General features: G+C 74.0%; 3 protein-coding genes. All 3 read left to right on the plus strand.

The window, feature by feature from the left end; translation table 11 throughout:
* Positions 1-457: 457 nt before the first annotated feature.
* The 3 genes from ACOZ38_RS07895 to ACOZ38_RS07905 are packed head-to-tail and all read left to right on the plus strand — an operon-like array spanning position 458 to position 20,213.
* Positions 458-9,181, plus strand: coding sequence for an SDR family NAD(P)-dependent oxidoreductase (locus ACOZ38_RS07895; protein WP_424529448.1), 8,724 nt, complete (start codon positions 458-460; stop codon positions 9,179-9,181).
* Positions 9,171-14,696 (plus strand): SDR family NAD(P)-dependent oxidoreductase, encoded by a 5,526-nt coding sequence (locus ACOZ38_RS07900; protein WP_424529449.1) that lies wholly within the window; start codon positions 9,171-9,173, stop codon positions 14,694-14,696. Before ACOZ38_RS07895 ends, ACOZ38_RS07900 begins: the two co-directional genes overlap by 11 nt.
* A 33-nt stretch (positions 14,697-14,729) precedes the next feature.
* Positions 14,730-20,213: a type I polyketide synthase gene (locus tag ACOZ38_RS07905; protein ID WP_424529450.1), complete on the plus strand. Its 5,484-nt coding sequence runs from the start codon at positions 14,730-14,732 to the stop codon at positions 20,211-20,213.
* Positions 20,214-20,248 lie beyond the last annotated feature (35 nt).

A 20,248-nucleotide genomic window follows, 5' to 3' on the forward strand; every position in this document is an offset into this window, starting at 1 on the left:
GCCCCTCTCCTGAAGAGGCAGCTCTGCCGTCCATTACGGATCGCGCCGGCCGCAGTACGAATATCCGATCGCCTGTGCGGCGTTCATCCGAGGTCGGGGAATTGAGAGGCGAAGGCCGTTCCTTCGGGTGAACGCACGGATTGCCGGCCGGTGCCGGGTGGCGGGAATGGCCGTGGCGGCCACCCGTACCGGAACCCCGCGGTCCCCCTGAAACCCCAGCATCTTCACCGTGAACGCCCACGTCAAGTGCGAATAGCGGTCGAAGGCGATGGCAACTTGCTACTGGCAACAATGTGCCAACATGCGACCGTGGCCCAGGCCGGAGGGGTGCCATTAAGGTCGCAGTAACTATTCAATAGCCGCAATTCCACACTACTGTCCATCATTCCTGCGCGGTGTCTTTATCGAAACCGGCGGTGTCATGTTGGTGATGCCCGAGGCTTGAGGTGGCACGTTGATGGTTGGTGAGTCGATTCAGCTGACCGGCGCGACGGCCGACGAGTCCGGCCGGCGGGACGCCCGTCCTGTTTTCCCGGCGGAGGAGCCGGTCGCCGTCGTGGGCATGTCGTGCCGGCTGCCCGGGGCGGACGACCCCGAGCGGTTCTGGCGGCTGCTGCGCGACGGCGTGGACGCGGTGACGGCGGTGCCGGAAGGCCGGTGGCCGCACACCACGGCCGTCGAGTACGCCCGGGGCGGCTTCATCCCGGACGTGGACCGCTTCGACGCCGGGTTCTTCGGGATCTCCCCGAACGAGGCCGCGGCCATGGACCCCCAGCAGCGGCTGACGCTCGAGCTGTCGTGGGAGGCGCTGGAGAACGCGCGGATCCTCCCGGCCGCGCTGCGCGGCACGGCCGCGGGAGTCTTCCTCGGGGCGATCTCCAACGACTACGCCGCGCTGCAGGACCGTATCGGCGCGGGCGGCGTGGGCCGGCACACCTACACCGGCGCCAACCGGGCCATGATCGCCAACCGGGTCTCGTACTTCCTCGGGCTGAACGGCCCGAGCCTGACCCTCGACACCGGCCAGTCGTCGTCGCTGGTGGCCGTGCAGATGGCCTGCGAGAGCCTGCGCCGCGGCGAGACCCGGCTCGCGCTCGCGGGTGGCGTGAACCTCAACCTGCTGGCGGAGACCACCGCCGCCATCGGCAGCTTCGGGGCGCTGTCGCCGGACGGCCGCTGCTACGTCTTCGACAGCCGCGCCAACGGGTACGTGCGCGGCGAGGGCGGCGCGCTCGTCGTGCTCAAGCCCCTTTCCGCGGCGCTCGCCGACGGGGACGCGGTCCACTGCGTGATCCTCGGCGGCGCCGTCAACAACGACGGCGGCGGCGACGGGCTGACGGTGCCGAGCGGGCGTGCCCAGCGGGAGGTCATCACGCTGGCCCGCGCCCGCGCCGGAGTCGGGCCCGCCGACGTCCAGTACGTGGAGCTGCACGGCACCGGCACGAAGGTCGGCGACCCCGTCGAGGCGGGCGCGCTCGGCGCCGCCGACGGGGACGGGCGGCCGGGCGCCGACCCGCTTCTGGTCGGCTCGGTGAAGACCAACATCGGCCACCTCGAAGGCGCCGCGGGCATCGCGGGGTTCCTCAAGGTGGCGCTGAGCCTTCGCCACCGCGAGCTGCCGCCGAGCCTGAACTTCGAGACCCCCAACCCCGACATCCCGCTGGACGAGCTGCGCCTCCAGGTCGTACGGTCCACCCGTCCCTGGCCCGCCGCCGGGCGTCCCCTGGTCGCGGGCGTCAGCTCCTTCGGGATGGGCGGCACCAACTGCCACCTGATCCTCTCCGAACCGCCCCCAGGCGAACCCGCCGCCTCCGCCGGCGAACCGGCCGCGCGCTCCGCCGCTTCCGGCGAGCCGGTCGCGCGCTCAGACGGCTCCGCCGCCTCCGGTGACCCCGTCGCACCCGTCGCGTTCGCGGGCTCGGACGTGCCGTGGGTGCTGTCCGCGCGTTCCGCCGCCGCGTTGCGGGGCCAGGCGCGGCGGCTGCACGCCCGTGCCGGCGAGGACCCCTCGGCCGGGACCGCGGACGTGGCGCTGGCCCTGGTCCACAGCCGCACCCGGTTCGAGCACCGGGCGGTCGTGCTCGGCGCCGACCGCGCCGCCCGGCTCGCCGGCCTGGAGGCGCTCGCCGCCGGGCTCCCCGGCGAGTCCGTGGTCACCGGGTCGGTGACCGCCGGCCGCCGCGCGTTCGTCTTCCCCGGACAGGGGTCGCAGTGGCCCGCCATGGCACGTGACCTCCTGGCCGGCTCGCCCGCGTTCGCCGGGCGGATCGCCGAATGCGCCGAGGCCCTCGCACCGTTCACCGACCACTCCCTGCTCGACGTCCTGCGGGAGACGCCCGGCGCGCCCGGCCTCGACCGGGTCGACGTGGTCCAGCCGGCGCTGTGGGCGGTCATGGTGTCGCTCGCCGGGCTGTGGCGGGCCGCCGGCGTCGAGCCCCACGTGGTCGTCGGGCACTCGCAGGGGGAGATCGCGGCGGCGACCGTCGCCGGAGCGCTGTCTCTCCAGGACGCCGCCAGGGTCGTGGCGCTGCGCAGCCGCGCGATCGCCGGCATCACCGGCAGGGGCGGCATGCTGTCGGTCGCCGCCCCACTTGACGTCGTCACCTCGGCCGTACGGCCGCTGGCGCCGCACGTGGCCGTGGCCGCGTACAACGGGCCTCGCTCCGTGGTCGTCTCCGGGACGCGGCAGGCGCTCTCCGACCTGGAACGGCGGCTCTCGGCCGACGGGTACCGCACCAAGCTCCTCCCGGTCGACTACGCGTCCCACTCCGCCGAGGTCGAGGGGATCCGCGAGGAGGTGCTCAGCGCGCTGGCGCCCGTCCGCCCGGTGAGCACCGGCACGCTGTTCGTCTCCACGCTGACCGGCGAGCCGATGGACACCGCCGGGCTGGACGCGGACTACTGGTACCGCAGCCTGCGCCACCCCGTGCTGTTCGCCCAGGCCACCCGGCGGGCGCTCGACGAGCACTGCGGCCTGTTCGTCGAGTGCAGCCCGCACCCGGTGCTCACGGCCGGCATCGAGGAGACGATCGAGGAGGCCGAGCGGGACGCGGCCGTGGTCGGCACGCTGCGCCGGGGCGACGGCGGGCCCGGCCGGTTCCGGCGGGCGCTCGCCGAGGCGTACACGCGCGGAGCCGACGTCGACTGGTCCACTCTGGGCGATTCCGAGCCGGGCGCCCGGCTCGTCGACCTGCCCACCTACGCCTTCCAGCGCGAGCGGTACTGGCCAGGGACGCCGGGCGACGCCCATCGTCCCGCGACGCCCGGCGAATCCCAGTGGCCCGATCGCCCGGCCGTCGAGGCCGGGCGCGAGCCGTCCGCGCCGGCGACGCCCACCGGCCCGTGGACCCCGGACGGCCTCTCGCGGCGCGCGGTGCGCGAGCTGGTGCTGACCACCGCCGCCGGGCTGCTCGGGCACCAGGACACCCGCGCCCTGGAGCCGGCCAGGACCTTCAAGGACCTCGGCTTCGAGTCGGCGACCCTGGAGGACCTCCGCGACCGGCTCAGGTCGGCCACCGGGCTGCGGCTGCCGACCGGCCTGCTGTACGACCAGCCGACCCCCGACCGGCTCATCGACCACCTGTACGGGCTGCTCCACGACGGGCCGTCCGAAGCGGCGGCCGAGGCGCGCACGCGCGACGAGACCGACCCCATCGTGGTGGTGGCCATGGGCTGCCGCTATCCCGGAGGCGTCGAGTCGCCGGACGACCTGTGGCGGCTGGTCCGCACCGGCACCGACGCGATCACGGAGTTCCCCCCGAACCGGGGCTGGGACCTCGACGCGCTGTTCGCCCACGGGCCCGGCCGGTCGGGCACCAGCGACACCAGGCACGGCGGCTTCCTGCACGACGCCGACCAGTTCGACGCCGGGTTCTTCGGCATCAGCCCCCGCGAGGCGGCCGCCATGGACCCCCAGCAGCGGCTGCTGATGGAGATCTGCTGGGAGACCGTCGAGCGGGCCGGCCTCGACCCCGCCGAACTGCGGGAGTCCGCCACCGGAGTGTTCGTGGGCGCCATGGCCTCCGACTACGGCCCCCGGCTGCACCAGTCCACCGGCGCCGCCGACGGTCACCTGCTCACCGGCACCGCGCTCAGCGTCGCCTCCGGGCGCATCGCGTACGCCCTGGGCCTGCGGGGGCCCGCGATCACCGTGGACACCGCGTGCTCGTCCTCGCTGGTGGCGATCGTCCTCGCGGTGCAGGCGCTGCGGCGCGGGGAGTGCTCGCTGGCGCTGGCCGGCGGCGCGACGGTCATGTCCAGCCCCGGGATGTTCGTGGAGTTCAGCCGCCAGGGCGGGCTCGCCCCCGACGGCCGCTGCAAGGCGTTCTCCGCCTCGGCGGACGGCACGGGCTGGGGCGAGGGCGCGGGGATGCTCCTGCTGGAGCGCTGGTCCGACGCCCGTCGCCGCGGACACCCCGTACTCGCCGTGATCAAGGGCGGCGCGGTCAACCAGGACGGCGCCAGCAACGGCCTGACCGCCCCGAACGGCCAGGCCCAGCGGGAGGTCATCGGCCAGGCGCTCGCCGACGCAGGACTCTCCGCGGGCGACGTCGACGTGGTCGAGGCGCACGGCACCGGCACCAGGCTCGGGGACCCCATCGAGGCAGAGTCGATCATCGCCGCGTACGGCGCGAACCGGGACGCGGACCGGCCGGTCTGGCTCGGCTCGCTCAAGTCGAACATCGGCCACACCCAGGCCGCGGCCGGCGTCGGCGGCGTGATCAAGATGATCAAGGCGCTCGAACACCGGACCCTGCCCTCCACCCTGCATGTGGAGGAGCCCACGCCGCACGTCGACTGGAGCGGCGGCTCGGTGCGGCTGCTCACCGAGCCGGTGGAGCTGCCGGGCGACCGTCCGCTGCGGGCGGCCGTCTCGGGCTTCGGCATCAGCGGCACGAACGCGCACGTCATCCTGGAGGGACCCCCGCAGGCCGGCCCGGCTCCCGAGGAGCCGGAGGGCCCGCTGGTGTGGGTGGTGTCGGCGAAGTCCGAGGCGTCGTTGCGGGCTCAGGCGGGGCGGTTGCGTACGTACGCGCTGGAGGCCGAGCCGGGTGATCTGGTGGCGGCCGGGCGGGTGCTGTCGCGGCGGCCGGGGTTCGCCCACCGCGCGGTGGTCGTGGCCGAGGACCGGGAAGAGCTGGTCGCGGGCCTGGCCGCGCTGGCCGGCGGCACGCCCCACGCGACCTTGGCGAGCGGGGTGGCGGGCTCGGACGTGCGTCCGGTGTTCGTGTTCCCCGGGCAGGGGTCGCAGTGGGCCGGGATGGCGGTCGGCCTGCTGGACGAGAGCGAGGTCTTCCGCACCCACCTCCGGCGGTGCGAGGCGGCGCTGGAGCCGTACACCGGCTGGTCGGTGGAGGCGGTGCTGCGCGGCAGGGAGGGCGCGCCGGCGCTTGCGGGCTCCGATGTCATCCAGCCGGTGCTGTTCGCGGTCATGGCGTCCCTCGCGGAGCTGTGGCGGTCGCTCGGGGTCGAGCCCTCCGCCGTGATCGGTCACTCCCAGGGAGAGATCACCGCCGCCTGCGTCGCGGGAGCGCTCGGCCTGGAGGACGCCGCCAAGGTCGTCGCTCTGCGCAGCCAGGCGCTGATGAAGCTCGGCGACAGCGGCGGCATGCTCGCCGTGTCGCTGCCGGCCGCGCGGGCGCGGGAGCTGCTCTCGCCGTGGACCGACCGGCTGTGGGTGGCCGTGCACAGCGGCCCGGCCAGCACGGTCGTGGCCGGCGACCTCGACGCGCTGGAGGAGTTCGCCGCCGCCTGCGGCGAGAAAGTGCGGACCCGCAGGGTGGCGATCGACTACGCGGCCCACACGCCGCACATCGAAGCGCTCCGCGAGGAGCTGCTCACCACGCTGGACGACGTCTCGCCACGGCCCACCGACGTCGCCTTCTGCTCCTCGCTGGCGGGCGCGTTCATCGGCCACGCCGAGCTGAACGCCGCGTACTGGTACACCAGCCTGCGCAACCCGGTGCGGTTCGAGGAGGGCATCCGGGCCTTCGCCGGGCACGGGACCCCGCTGTTCATCGAGACCAGCCCGCATCCCGTGCTGACCGGGCACATCCAGGACACCCTGGAGGCGGCGGGCATACCCGGCGGCGCCACAGGGACGCTCCGCCGGGACGACGGCGACCGGCGCCGGTTCCTGGTGGCGGCGGGCCAGGCGTACGTGCTCGGCGCCGAGGTGGACTGGGCGCGGGCGCTCGGCCAGGGGCCCCACCGCCACGTCGACCTGCCCACCTACCCCTTCGAGCACCGCAGGTACTGGATCGACGGCGCCGCCGCCACCGTGGACGTCGCCGCGCGGGGCATGGACGCCTCCCGGCACCCGCTCCTCGGCGCGGTAGTGCCGCTGGCCGGAGACGACGGGTTCCTGCTCACCGGGCGGCTGTCGCGCGGCGCGATGCCGTGGCTCGCCGACCACGTCGTGGACGGCGGGGTGCTGCTGCCGGGCACCGCATTCGTCGAACTGGCCCTCGAAGCGGCCACCACGGCGGGCTGCGACGAGATAGAGGACCTGACGCTGGAGGCTCCGCTGCTCCTGCCCGAGGCCGGGGCGGTTCAGGTGCAGCTCGCGGTCGGCGGCGCGGACGCGGACGGCCGGCGCGGCCTCACCGTGTACGCCCGCCAGGCGGGCGACGCCGAGGCCACCTGGACCCGGCACGCCACGGGCACGCTCTCCATCGGCCCGACCGCCGCCCCCGAACGGCTCCCCGGCCGGCCGCCGTCGGAGGGCGTCGCGGTCGACCTGGACGAGGTGTACGAGCGGCTCGCCGAGCGCGGCTACGAGTACGGCCCCGCGTTCCGGGGGCTCCGGGCCGCCTGGCGCGTGGACGGCGGCGCGTACGTCGAGGTGGCCCTGCCGGAGCACGTCCGCGGGGACGCCGGCCGGTTCACGTTCCACCCGGCGCTGCTGGACGCGGCGCTGCACCTGCTGGTGCTCGACTCGGCCGAGGCCGCGCAGGACGTGCCCTCGCTGCTGCTGCCGTTCTCCTGGAGCGGGGTGCGGGTGTCGGCCCTCGGCGCCGAGGCGTCGCGGGTGCGGATCGCGGACCTCGGCGACGACCGGGTGTCCCTCGCGATCCACGACGGCGCGGGCAACTGGATCGCGGGCGTGGACGCGCTGACGCTGCGCCGGGTCCCGAGAGACGGCGCGGCCTCGCGCGCCGCGTCGGACGCGGCCTCGTACACGGTCGACTGGGTGGACCTCGCGGCGTCCGGCGCCGACCTCGCCGACCAGCGATGGGCCGTGGTCGGGTACGACGGCTTCGCCGACGAGATCGGGGAGGAGCTGGGCAGGGCCGGGGTCAGCGCGCCGCGCTACTACGACCTCGCCTCGCTCGCGGAGATGACCGCGGGCGAGGTCCCGGGCATCGTCCTGGTCCCCTACCTGCCGGAGGCCGACGCGGACGACGTGCCGTACTCGGTGCGCGACGGCATGTACCAGGCCCTCGACCTGGTGCAGGCATGGGTGGGCGACGAGCGGTTCGCGGGCTGCCGCCTGGTGTTCGTGACCCGGGGCGTCTTCGACCCGGCGGGCGGCATGGTCCCGGCCGTGGTCGCGGGCCCGGTGTGGGGGCTGGTGCGGTCGGCGCAGGCCGAGCATCCGGGACGGTTCGTCCTGCTGGACGCCGGCGACGGGTTCTCCGGATGGCCGCTGGTGGCCTCGGCGGTGGCCTCGGGCGAGTCGCAACTGGTGGCGCGGGACGGGAAGCTCCTGGTCCCCCGCCTGGCACGCCGCACGGCCGAGACGCCGGCCGGGTCCTCGGACGTGGGGTCGGGAACCGTGCTGGTGACCGGCGGCACGGGCGGGCTCGGCAGCCTGGTCGCCCAGCGGCTGGTGGAGAGGCACGGAGCCCAGAACCTTCTGCTGGTGTCGCGGCGCGGGCCGGACGCGCCCGGTGCCGCCGAACTGGTGTCCCGGCTTGAGGGCCTCGGGGCGCGGGCCACGGTGGCGGCCTGTGACGTGTCGGACCGCGACGCGCTCGCGGCGCTGCTGGAGTCGATCCCCTCGCAGGTGCCGCTGACCGGCGTGGTGCACGCGGCGGGCGTCCTGGACGACGCGACCGTGGAGGGGCTGTCGGCGCAGCGGCTGGACTCGGTGTTCGCCCCCAAGGTGGACGCGGCCTGGTACCTGCACGAGCTGACGCGGGAGCTCCCGCTCTCGTGGTTCGTGGTGTTCTCCTCGGTCGCCGGCGTGGTCGGTAACCCCGGCCAGGGCAACTACGCGGCCGCCAACGTGTTCCTGGACGTCCTCGCGGCGCACCGCCGCGAGCTGGGCCTGCCCGCCGTGTCGGTGGCGTGGGGGCTGTGGGACACCGTCGGCACCGGGATGTCGGGGCAGATGTCGGCCGCGGACACGGCCCGCCTGGCCCGCGCGGGCATCGCGCCGCTGACCGTCGAGCAGGGTCTTGAGCTGTTCGACTCGGCGCTCGCCTCGCCGGGCCCGCTGGTCGTCGCCGCCAGGTGGGACAACACCGCCCTGCGCGCCCGCGCAGAGAGGGGCGAGCTGCCGTCGGTGCTGCGCGGCCTGGTGCGCGCGCTGCGACGCGCCGCCACCGCCACCGCGGCGGGAGCGGCCTCCACCGCGGCCGGATCGGCGGGCCTGGTCGAGCGCCTCGCGGCGATGGCCGAGGCCGAGGCGCGCGGTCACCTGGCCGATCTGGTGCGGTCGCATGTGGCCGCGGTCCTCGCGCACGGCAGCGTCGAGAACGTCGGGGTGGACCGGGCGTTCAACGAGCTGGGGTTCGACTCGCTGACCGGGGTGGAGCTGCGCAACCGGCTCAACGGCGACACGGGACTGCGGTTGCCCGCGACGCTGGTGTTCGACCACCCGAACGTTACCGCCCTGACCGACTACCTCTTCCGCACGCTGGCGCCCGCCGCCCCCTCACCTGAGGACACCCTGCGCGGGGCCGTGGAACGGGTCGAGTCGATGCTGTCGGGCGCCAGCGAGGACGCGGAGGCCATTCGCGGCAAGCTCGTCGCCATCGCGCAGAGCGCCGTCACGAGGTTCGGCGCCGGTCTGATCACCAGGTTCGCCGCCGGTACGGGCGGCCCCGGCGGCGCCGAGGGCGTGGTCGAGAAGATCGACTCCGCTTCCGATGAGGAGATCTTCGCGCTCATCGACGACCGAACTATGACGTCTCCCCTGAGATCCTCCCTGGAAAGGCCCGATCATGGCCAATGAGGAAAAGCTACGCGACTACCTCAAGCGTGTGACCGTCGAGCTCGCGGAGACCCGGCAGCGCCTGACCGGCGTCGAGGATCGGCGTCACGAGCCGATCGCCATCATCGGCATGGCGTGCCGCTACCCGGGCGGTGTGGCCAGTCCTGAGGATCTGTGGGACCTGGTGGTCGATGGCGGCGATGCGATCGGTGGCTTTCCGGTCGACCGGGGTTGGGATGTGGAGGGGTTGTACGACCCCGATCCCGAGGCGCTGGGGAAGTCGTACACGCGGCATGGCGGGTTCATCTATGACGCGGGGGATTTCGACGCGGCTTTCTTCGGGATGAGCCCGCGTGGTGCGCTCGCCACCGACCCGCAGCACCGGCTCGTCCTTGAGGCCACGTGGGAGGCGTTCGAGCGGGCCGGCATCGACCCGGCGACCCTGCGTGGCACTCGCACGGGCGTCTACCTGGGCAACATGTACAACGACTACTCGCTGCGGTTCACCAACGGCGCCGTCCCCGAAGCGGTCGAGGGCATCCTCATGGTGTCCAGCGCCGCCAGCGTGCTGCCGGGGCGGGTGTCGTACACCTTCGGGCTAGAAGGCCCCTCGATCGCGGTCGACACCGCGTGCTCGTCCTCGCTGGTGGCGATGCACCTGGCGGTGCAGGGGCTCAGGCGCGGGGAGTGCTCGCTGGCGCTGGCCGGCGGCGTGACGGTGATGGCCACCCCCGACTCGTTCGTGGAGTTCTCCCGGCAGCGCGCGCTGGCGCCTGACGGGCGGTGCAAGTCGTTCTCCTCCACGGCCGACGGCGCCGCGTGGGCCGAGGGCGCGGGAGTGCTCGCGCTGGAGCGGCTCTCGGACGCCCAGCGCAACGGACGGCGGATTCTCGGGGTGATCCGGGGGTCGGCGGTCAACCAGGACGGCGCCAGCAACGGCCTGACCGCGCCGAACGGCCCGGCCCAGGAGCGCGTGGTGGAGCAGGCGCTCGCCGACGCCCGCCTGGACACCCGGGACGTCGACGCGGTCGAGGCGCACGGCACCGGTACCCGCCTGGGGGACCCGATCGAGGCGCAGGCCCTCATGGCCACCTACGGGCGCAACCGCCCGGCCGCGCGTCCCCTGTGGCTCGGCTCGGTGAAGTCGAACATCGGCCACACCCAGGCCGCTGCGGGCGTCGCCGGTGTGATCAAGATGGTGATGGCGATGCGGCACGGGGTACTGCCGCGGACGCTGCACGTCGACGAGACCGGGCAGCACATCGACTGGTCGGGGGTCGGGCTCCTGACCGAGGCCAGGGACTGGTCGCGCGACGGTCACCCGCGCAGGTCCGGGGTGTCCTCGTTCGGCATCGGCGGCACGAACGCCCACGTCGTCCTGGAGGAGGCCCCGGAACAGCCGAGCGCTCCCGCCGCCCCGCCCGGCGTGACCGCCGGCCCCGGCGCGGCCCCGCTGGCCTGGGTCATCAGCGCGCACAGCGCCCAGTCGCTGCGCGGGCAGGCCGCCCGCCTGCACGACTTCGTCACCGCCCACGAGACTCTGCGCCCGGCCGACGTGGCGCACTCCCTGGCCTCCGGACGGTCGCTGTTCGAGCATCGCGCCGTCGTCCTCGGCCACGACCGCGACGCCCTGATCGCCGCCCTCGCCGACCACCTGCGCGACAAGCCGGTGGCCGAGGTGGTCAAGGGCATCGCCCAGGAGAAGCCCAGGCTGGCGTACCTGTTCACCGGCCAGGGCGGGCAGCGGCTCGGGATGGGACGCGAGCTGTACGCCGTGTCGCCGGTGTTCGCCGAGGCGCTGGACGAGGTCTGCGCCGCGCTCGACGCCCACCTCGACCGCCCGCTGCGCGAGGTGATGTGGGCCGAGCCCGGCACGCCCGATGCGGCGGCGCTGAACGAGACCCGCTACACCCAGCCGGCCCTGTTCGCGTTCGAGGTGGCCGCCTACCGGCTGCTGGAGTCGCTCGGCGTCACGCCGGACTACGTCGCCGGGCACTCGGTGGGCGAGTTCGCCGCCGCGCACGTGTCGGGAGTCTGGTCGCTGGCGGACGCCGCACGGCTGATCACCGCACGCGCCCGCCTGATGCAGGCGCTCGACGAGCCGGGCGCGATGATCGCCATCGAGGCCACCGAGGAGGAGGTCGCGCCGACCCTCGCCGGTCAGGAGCATCTCGTCGGGATCGCGGCGGTCAACGGCCCCACCAGCGTGGTCGTCTCCGGGGCGGAGGAGGTCTGCCTGGCGGTGGCCGACGAGTGGCGGGAGCTCGGCCGGCGGACCCGGCGGCTCGCGGTCAGCCACGCCTTCCACTCCCCGCTGATGGAGCCGATGCTCGCGGAGTTCGCCGCCGAGCTGGAGAGCGTGCGGTTCGGCGAGGCGCGCATCCCGTTCGCCACCAACCTGACCGGCGACGCCACCTGGACGGCGCCGGAGTACTGGCTGGAACAGATCCGCCGTCCCGTCATGTTCCACGCGACGATCGGCCGGCTGGAGACCGAAGGGGTGAGCACGTACATCGAGGTCGGGCCGGACGCGGTCCTGTCCGGCATGGCGCACGAGTGCGTCACCCTGCCGGACGCCTCGGTCATCTCGCTCAACAGGCGCCGGCGGCCGGAGCCGGACGCGCTGGTCACCTGCCTCGCGCAGGCTTGCGTGGCGGGCGTGGCCGTCGACTGGCCCCGGCTGTCCGGCGGCGCGGACGTCGACCTCCCGACGTACGCGTTCGACCGCGAGCGCTTCTGGCTCCTCTCGCCCGTACGCGCCGGGGACGTCTCGTCGGCCGGTCTGCGCGGGCTCGGCCACCCCCTGCTCGGGGCGGTGGTCGACATCGCCGACGACGGCACGACGGTGTTCACCGGCCGCATGTCGGTCACCGGCTCGCCGTGGCTGGCCGACCACGTGATGATCGGCGCGACCGTGCTGCCGGGCGCGGCGTTCGTCGACATCGTCCTGGAGGCCGCCGGCCAGCTCGGCTGCGACCTTCTTGAGGAGCTGATGTTCGAGGCGCCGCTGGTGCTGCCGGAGCAGGGCGCGCTGGCGTTGCAGGTCGTCGTCGAGCGGGCCGACGAGGCCGGCGCCCGCCAGGTGCGGGTGCACTCCCGCCCGGCCGACGACCCGGAGGCCGCGTGGACCCGCCACGTCTCCGGTGCCGTGGCCGTGGACTCCGGCGGCGCCGTGGCCGGCGGGGTGTACGGCTGGGCGGGGGTGTGGCCGCCGGAGGGCGCGTCGGTGGTGCCGCTGGATGGTGGTTACGAGCGCCTGGCCGATCTGGGTTATGAGTACGGGCCGGTGTTTCAGGGGGTGCGGGGGGTTTGGCGTCGTGGTGGTGAGTTGTTCGCCGAGGTGTCGGTGGATGACGAGGTGGAGGTGGCGGGGTTCGGGTTGCATCCGGCGTTGCTGGACGCGATGTTCCATCCGTTGCTGATCGCTGACGGGGCGGGCGAGCTGAGGTTGCCGTTCGAGTTCCGCGGCGTGCGGCTGTCCGCGGCCGGTGCCCGGGTGCTGCGGGTCCGGCTGGAGTCCGCGGGCACCGACGGGTGCGCCATCGAGGCCGCCGACGTCTCCGGCCGGCCGGTCTTCTCGATGGAGTCGCTGCGGGTGCGCTCGGTCGCGCTCGAATCGCTGGCGGGTGCGGGCGGCGGCCAGACGGTGGCCGTGCCGCACGGCGTCGACTGGGTGGACGTCGCGGTCACCCAGGACGACGGCGACTCCCGGTGGGTGTTCCTGGGTGAGCCGGTGGTGGGGCTGGACGGGTTCGCGGATGTGGACGCGCTGGGTGTGGCGGTGGCGGCGGGGGAGCCGGTGCCGGATTTCGTGGTGGTCTCGTGTGTGGCGGGTTCGGGGGATGTGCCTGGGGCTGTGCGTGAGTTGTCGGGCCGGGTGCTGGGTCTGGTGCAGGGGTGGGTGGCCGATGAGCGGTTCGCCGGTTCTCGTCTGGTGCTGGTGACGGGTGGTGCGGCGGGTCCTGGTGCGGGGGTGCAGGTCGCGGGGGTGGTGGGCGCATCGGTGTGGGGTCTGGTGCGGTCGGCGCAGGCCGAGCATCCGGGGTTGTTCGTGCTGCTGGACGCGGAGGAGGGTTTCTCGGGGTGGGGTCTGGTCGCGGCGGCGGTCGCCTCGGGCGAGTCGCAACTGGCCGCGCGCGAAGGCGCGGTGCTGGCACCCCGCCTCACGCGGCGGACGGCCGAGGCGCCGGCCCGGCCCCTGGCGACCGGCTCAGGGACCGTGCTGGTCACCGGAGGCACCGGAGCCCTGGGCAGCCTGGTCGCGCGGCGGCTGGTGGAACACCATGGCGTGCGGGATCTGCTGCTGGTGTCGCGCCGTGGGCCGGACGCGCCGGGTGCCTTCGAGCTGGTGTCCGAGCTGGAAGGTCTGGGGGCGAAGGCCACCGTGGCGGCGTGTGACGTTTCCGACCGTGACGCGCTGGCCGGGTTGCTGGGGTCGGTCCCGGGCTTGACCGGGGTGGTGCACACGGCCGGGGTGCTGGACGACGCGACCGTCGAAGGGCTGTCGGCGGAACGGCTGGACGCGGTGTTCGCCCCGAAGGCCGACGCGGCGTGGCACCTGCACGAGCTGACGCGGGAGCTCCCGCTGAAGTTCTTCATGGTGTTCTCCTCGCTGGCGGGCGTGCTGGGCAATGCCGGGCAGGCGAACTACGCGTCGGCGAACGTGTTCCTGGACGTCCTTTCGGCCCACAGACGAGCGCTGGGGTTACCCGCGGTGTCGGTCGCCTGGGGTCTGTGGGACACCGACTCCGACATGACCGGCACCCTGACCTCGGCCGACGTCGCCCGGATGGCACGGTCGGGCATCGCGCCGCTGACCGCCGAGCAGGGCCTTGAGCTGTTCGACTCGGCGTTCGCCTCGCCCGATCCACTGGTCGTCGCCGCGAAGTGGGACACCACGGGGTTGCGCGGCCGCGCCGAGACCGGCGGGCTGCCGTCCATGCTGCGAGGCCTGGTACGCGCGCCGCGCCGCGCGGCCACCAGCGCCGGAGGCCGGGCGGCGGGCTCGGCCGGGCTGGTCGAGCGCCTGGCCGGCATGAGCGAGATCGACGCCCGGCGGCTGCTGACGGACACCGTCCGCTCGCACGTGGCGGCCGTCCTCGCGCACGGCAGCGTCGAGAGCGTCGGCATGGACCGGGCGTTCAACGAGCTGGGCTTCGACTCGCTGACCGCGGTGGAGCTGCGCAACCGGCTCAACGCCGAGACCGGGCTGCGGTTGCCCGCCACGCTCGTGTTCGACCATCCGACGGTCACCGCGCTGACCGACTACCTGTTCAAGACGCTCGCCCCGGCCGCGCCGTCCCCGGAGGAGACGCTGCGGGTGGCCCTGGAACGGGTGGAGTCCATGCTGACCGCCCTCAACGGGGAGGGAGAGGTCGTCAGGGGCAGGCTCGTCGCCATCCTGCAGAGCGGCCTGACCAGGTTCGGCGCGGGCACGGCCGGCGCCGGCGGCGCGAACGGCGCCGACGGGGTCGTGGAGAAGATCGATTCCGCTTCCGATGAGGAGATCTTCGCGCTCATCGACAACGAACTCTGACCTATGACTCTCGTTACTGGAAAGGCTCGACCGATGGGGACCGAGGACAAACTCCGCGACTACCTCAAGCGTGCGACCGTCGAACTCACCGAGACCCGGCAACGGCTCGCCGAGTTCGAGGACCGGCGCCATGAGCCGATCGCCATCATCGGGATGGCGTGCCGTTTTCCGGGTGGTGTGGCGAGTCCTGAGGATCTGTGGGATCTGGTGGTCGCCGGTGGGGATGCGATCGGGGATTTTCCGGTCGACCGGGGTTGGGATGTGGAGGGGTTGTACGACCCCGATCCTGAAGCGTTCGGGAAGTCGTACACGCGGCATGGCGGGTTCATCTATGACGCGGGGGATTTCGACGCGGCTTTCTTCGGGATGAGCCCGCGTGGTGCGCTCGCCACCGACCCGCAGCACCGGCTCGTCCTTGAGGCCACGTGGGAGGCGTTCGAGCGGGCCGGCATCGACCCGGCGACCCTGCGTGGCACCCGCACGGGCGTCTACCTGGGCAACATGTACGACCACTACGCCAGCCGGTTCCTCGGCGCCTCCCCGGAGACCGTCGAGGGCTCGCTGTTCACGTTGAGCGCGTCCAGCGTGCTGTCGGGGCGGGTGTCGTACACCTTCGGGCTGGAGGGGCCGTCGATCTCCGTCGACACCGCGTGCTCGTCCTCCCTGGTGGCCGTGCACCTGGCCGTGCAGGCGCTGCGGCGCGGGGAGTGCTCGCTGGCGCTGGCCGGCGGCGTGACCGTTATGGCGGCCCCCGAACCCTTCGTGGAGTTCTCCCGGCAGCGCGCGCTGGCCCCCGACGGGCGGTGCAAGTCGTTCTCCTCCACGGCCGACGGCGCCGCGTGGGCCGAGGGTGTGGGCGTGCTCGCCCTTGCGCGGCTGTCGGACGCCCAGCGCGACGGCCGCCGCATCCTGGCCGTGGTGCGCGGTTCCGCGGTCAACCAGGACGGCGCCAGCAACGGTCTGACCGCGCCGAACGGCCCGGCCCAGGAGCGCGTGGTGCGGCAGGCGCTCGCCGACGCGCGCCTCGACACCCGGGACGTGGACGCCGTGGAGGCGCACGGCACCGGCACCCGGCTCGGCGACCCCATCGAGGCCCAGGCGCTGCTGGCCACCTACGGGCGCAACCGCCCCGACGACCGTCCCCTGTGGCTCGGCTCGGTGAAGTCGAACATCGGCCACACCCAGGCCGCCGCGGGCGTCGCCGGTGTGATCAAGATGGTCAAGGCGCTCGAACACCGGACCCTGCCGCCCACCCTGCATGTGGAGGAGCCCACGCCGCACGTCGACTGGTCGGCGGGCGGGGTGCGGCTGCTCACCGAGCCGGTGGAGCTGCCGGGCGACCGTCCGCTGCGGGTGGCGGTGTCCGGCTTCGGGGTCAGCGGCACGAACGCGCACGTGATCTTGGAGGGGGTGCCCGGGGACGGCCCGGCTCCGGTGGAGCCGGAGGGCCCGCTGGTGTGGGTGGTGTCGGCGAAGTCCGAGGCGTCGCTGCGGGCTCAGGCGGGACGGTTGCGTACGTACGCACTGGAGACCCAGCCCGGTGATCTGATGGCGGCCGGGCGGGTGCTGTCGCGGCGGCCGGGGTTCGCCCATCGCGCGGTGGTCGTGGCCGAGGACCGGGCGGAACTGGTCGCGGGCCTGGGCGCGCTGGCGGACGGCCTGCCGCACGCGGCGGCGGTCAGCGGCCTCGCGGCCACCGACGTCCGGCCGGTGTTCGTGTTCCCCGGGCAGGGGTCGCAGTGGGCCGGCATGGCCGTCGATCTGCTGGACCACAGTGAGGTCTTCCGCACCCATCTGCGGCGCTGCGATCTGGCGCTGGAGCCGTACACGAGCTGGTCGGTCGAGGGGGTGCTGCGTGGCGCGCAGGGCGCGCCGGCGCTTTCCGGCTCCGACGTCATCCAGCCGGTGCTGTTCGCGGTCATGGTGGCGCTCGCGGAGCTGTGGCGGTCGATGGGCGTGAACCCGGCGGCGGTGGTGGGCCACTCGCAGGGGGAGATCGCCGCCGCGTACGTCGCCGGAGCGCTCGGGCTGGAGGACGCGGCCAAGGTCGTCGCCCTGCGGAGCCGGGCGCTGGTGAAGCTCGGCGGTACCGGCGGCATGCTCGCGGTCTCGCTGCCGGCCGTGCAGGTATGGGAGCGGCTGGAGCCGTGGTCGAACCGGCTCTGGGTGGCGGTCCACAGCGGGCCCGCCGGCGCGGTGGTGGCCGGTGACCTCGACGCGCTGGAGGAGTTCGCCGCCGCGTGCGGCGACACCGTGCGCACGCGGCGGATCGCGGTGGACTACGCCTCGCACACGCCGCACATCGAAGAGCTGCGCGACGAGCTGCTGGCGGCGCTGGAGCAGGTGGCGCCCCGGCCCACCGAGGTGGCCTTCTGCTCCTCGCTGGCCGGCAGGTTCGTCGACCCTGAGGAGCTCACCACCGACTACTGGTTCGACAACCTGCGCAACCCGGTGCGGTTCGAGCAGGCCGTCGGGGCGTTCGCCGGGTACGGCACCCCGCTGTTCGTCGAGGTGAGCCCGCACCCCGTGCTGGTGTCCGACGTCGAGGACATCTGCGAGGCCGCCGGGATCGGCGCCCGCGTCTGCGGGTCGCTGCGCCGCGGGTCCGGCGACCGGCGCCGCTTCCTCACCGCCGTGGCCCGGGCCTACGTCCTCGGCGCCGAGGTCGACTGGACGGCCGCGCTCGCGCCCGCGCCGTACCGGCACGTGGACCTGCCCACCTACGCGTTCGAGCGGCGCAGGTACTGGCTCGACGGCTCGGAGCGCGCCGGTCACGCGACCGGCTCCGGGATCGGCGGCTCGCGGCACCCGCTGCTCACCGCCGTCGTACCGGTGGCCGACGGCGGTTTCGTGCTCACCGGGCGGCTGTCCCTGGCGGACGCGCCCTGGCTCGCCGACCACTCCGTCAGCGGTGGTGTCCTGCTTCCCGGCGCCGCGTTCGCCGAGCTGGCCCTCGAAGGCGGGACCATCGCGGGCTGCGAGTTCGTCGAGGAGCTCGTCCTCGAAGCTCCGCTCGTCCTGCCGGAGGCCGGAACCGTCGGCATCCAGATCACCGTCGGCAGGCCGGACGCCGGGGACCGCCGCGACCTGGCCGTGTTCTCGCGTTCGCAGGACGCCGGCGGCACCGCGTGGGTGCGGCACGCGTCGGCCGTGGTGGCCGTGGACCCCGTCGGTGGCGCGTCAGAGGTGTGCGGCTGGGCGGGGGTGTGGCCGCCGGAGGGCGCGTCGGTGGTGCCGCTGGATGGTGGTTACGAGCGGTTGGCCGATCTGGGTTATGAGTACGGGCCGGTGTTTCAGGGGGTGCGGGGGGTTTGGCGTCGTGGTGGTGAGTTGTTCGCCGAGGTGTCGGTGGATGACGAGGTGGAGGTGGCGGGGTTCGGGTTGCATCCGGCGTTGCTGGACGCGATGTTCCATCCGTTGCTGATCGCCGACGGGGCGGGCGAGCTGAGGTTGCCGTTCGAGTTCCGCGGCGTGCGGTTGCCGGCGGCGGGCGCCCGGGCGCTGCGGGTTCGCCTGACCGGGGCCGGGGACGACGGATGGGCCGTCGAGGCCGTGGACGTCTCCGGCCGGCCGGTGTTCTCGATGGACTCCCTGCGGGCGCGGGCCGTGGCGGCCCAGGTGCCGGCGGCAGGCGGTGCGGCCGGGCCGGTGCCCCATGGCGTCGACTGGATCGACCTGGCCGTCGCACCCCTGGACGGGTCGCGGTGGGTGTTCCTGGGTGAGCCGGTGGCGGGGCTGGACGGGTTCGCGGATGTGGACGCGCTGGGTGTGGCGGTGGCGGCGGGGGAGCCGGTGCCGGATTTCGTGGTGGTCTCGTGTGTGGCGGGTTCGGGGGATGTGCCGGGTTCGGTGCGTGAGTTGTCGGGCCGGGTGCTGGGTCTGGTGCGGGGTTGGGTGGCCGATGAGCGGTTCGCTGGTTCTCGTCTGGTGCTGGTGACGGGTGGTGCGGCGGGTCCTGGTGCGGGGGTGCAGGTCGGGGGGGTGGTGGGCGGGTCGGTGTGGGGTTTGGTGCGGTCGGCGCAGGCTGAGCATCCGGGGTTGTTCGTGCTGCTGGACGCGGAGGAGGGTTTCTCGGGGTGGGGTCTGGTCGCGGCGGCGGTCGCCTCGGGCGAGTCGCAACTGGCCGTCCGAGACGGCGTGGTGTCGGTGCCCCGCCTGGCGCGGCGGGACGTCGCGGAACGAACCCCCTGCGACCTGGCTTCGGGGACGGTGCTGGTGACCGGTGGTACGGGCGGGCTGGGCAGCCTGGTCGCGCGGCGGCTGGTGGAGCACCATGGCGTGCGGGATCTGCTGCTGGTGTCGCGCCGTGGGCCGGACGCGCCGGGTGCCTTCGAGTTGGTGTCCGAGCTGGAAGGTCTGGGGGCGAGGGCCACCGTGGCGGCGTGTGACGTTTCCGACCGTGACGCGCTGGCGGGGTTGCTGGGGTCGGTCCCGGGCTTGACCGGGGTGGTGCACACGGCCGGGGTGCTGGACGACGCGACCGTCGAAGGGCTGTCGGCGGAACGGCTGGACCGGGTCCTCGCGCCCAAGGCCGACGCGGCGTGGCACCTGCACGAGCTGACCAAGGATCTCCCGCTGGCGGCGTTCGTGGTGTTCTCGTCCTTGGCCGGCGTGCTGGGCAACCCGGGCCAGGCCAACTACGCGGCGGCGAACGTCTTCCTGGACGTCCTTTCGGCCCACAGGCGAGCGCTCGGCCTGCCGGCGGTGTCGGTCGCCTGGGGTCTGTGGGACACCGACTCCGACATGACCGGCGCTTTGACCTCGGCGGACACGGCGCGCCTCGCCCGCTCGGGCGTCGCGCCGCTGACCGCGGAGCAGGGCCTTGAGCTGTTCGACTCGGCGCTGACCAGCCCGGAACCGTTGACGGTCGCCTCCGGCTGGGACGTCGCCGGGTTGCGCGCCCGCGCCGAGACGGGCGGGCTGCCGTCCATGCTCCGGGGCCTGGTACGCGCGCCGCGCCGCGCGGCCACCAGCGCCGGAGGCCGCACCGCGGGGTCGGCCGGGCTGGCCGAACGCCTGGGGGCGATGGCCGAGGCCGAGGCGCGCGGGCACCTGGCCGACCTGGTGCGGTCGCACGTCGCCGCCGTCCTGGCGCACGGCGACGCCAAGAACGTCGGCATGGACCGGGCGTTCAACGAGCTGGGCTTCGACTCGCTGACCGCGGTGGAACTGCGCAACCGGCTCAACGCCGAGACCGGGCTGCGGTTGCCCGCCACGCTGGTGTTCGACCATCCGACGGTCACCGCCCTGACCGACTACCTGTTCAAGACGCTCGCCCCGGCCGCGCCCTCGCCCGAGGACACCCTGCGCGGTGCCCTGGAACGGGTCGAGTCCATGCTGACCGCCCTCAACGGGGAGGGAGAGGTCGTCAGGGGCAGGCTCGTCGCCATCCTGCAGAGCGGCCTGGTCAGGTTCGCCGCCGGTCCTGACGGTCCCAACGGCGCCGGCGGCGTGGTGGGGAAGATCGATTCCGCCTCCGACGAGGAGATCTTCGCGCTCATCGACAACGAACTCTGACCTGCTGACTCACGCTTACTGGAAAGGCTCGACCG

The organism is Sphaerisporangium viridialbum (genome assembly GCF_049674955.1).
Taxonomy (GTDB): Bacteria; Actinomycetota; Actinomycetes; order Streptosporangiales; family Streptosporangiaceae; genus Sphaerisporangium; species Sphaerisporangium viridialbum.

Excerpts from the sequence above, each read along its gene's own strand:
- ACOZ38_RS07900 (WP_424529449.1), top strand. The coding sequence starts at position 9,171 with ATGGCCAATGAGGAAAAGCTACGCGACTACCTCAAGCGTGTGACCGTC.
- ACOZ38_RS07905 (WP_424529450.1), top strand. The coding sequence starts at position 14,730 with ATGGGGACCGAGGACAAACTCCGCGACTACCTCAAGCGTGCGACCGTC.
- ACOZ38_RS07895 (WP_424529448.1), top strand. The coding sequence starts at position 458 with ATGGTTGGTGAGTCGATTCAGCTGACCGGCGCGACGGCCGACGAGTCC.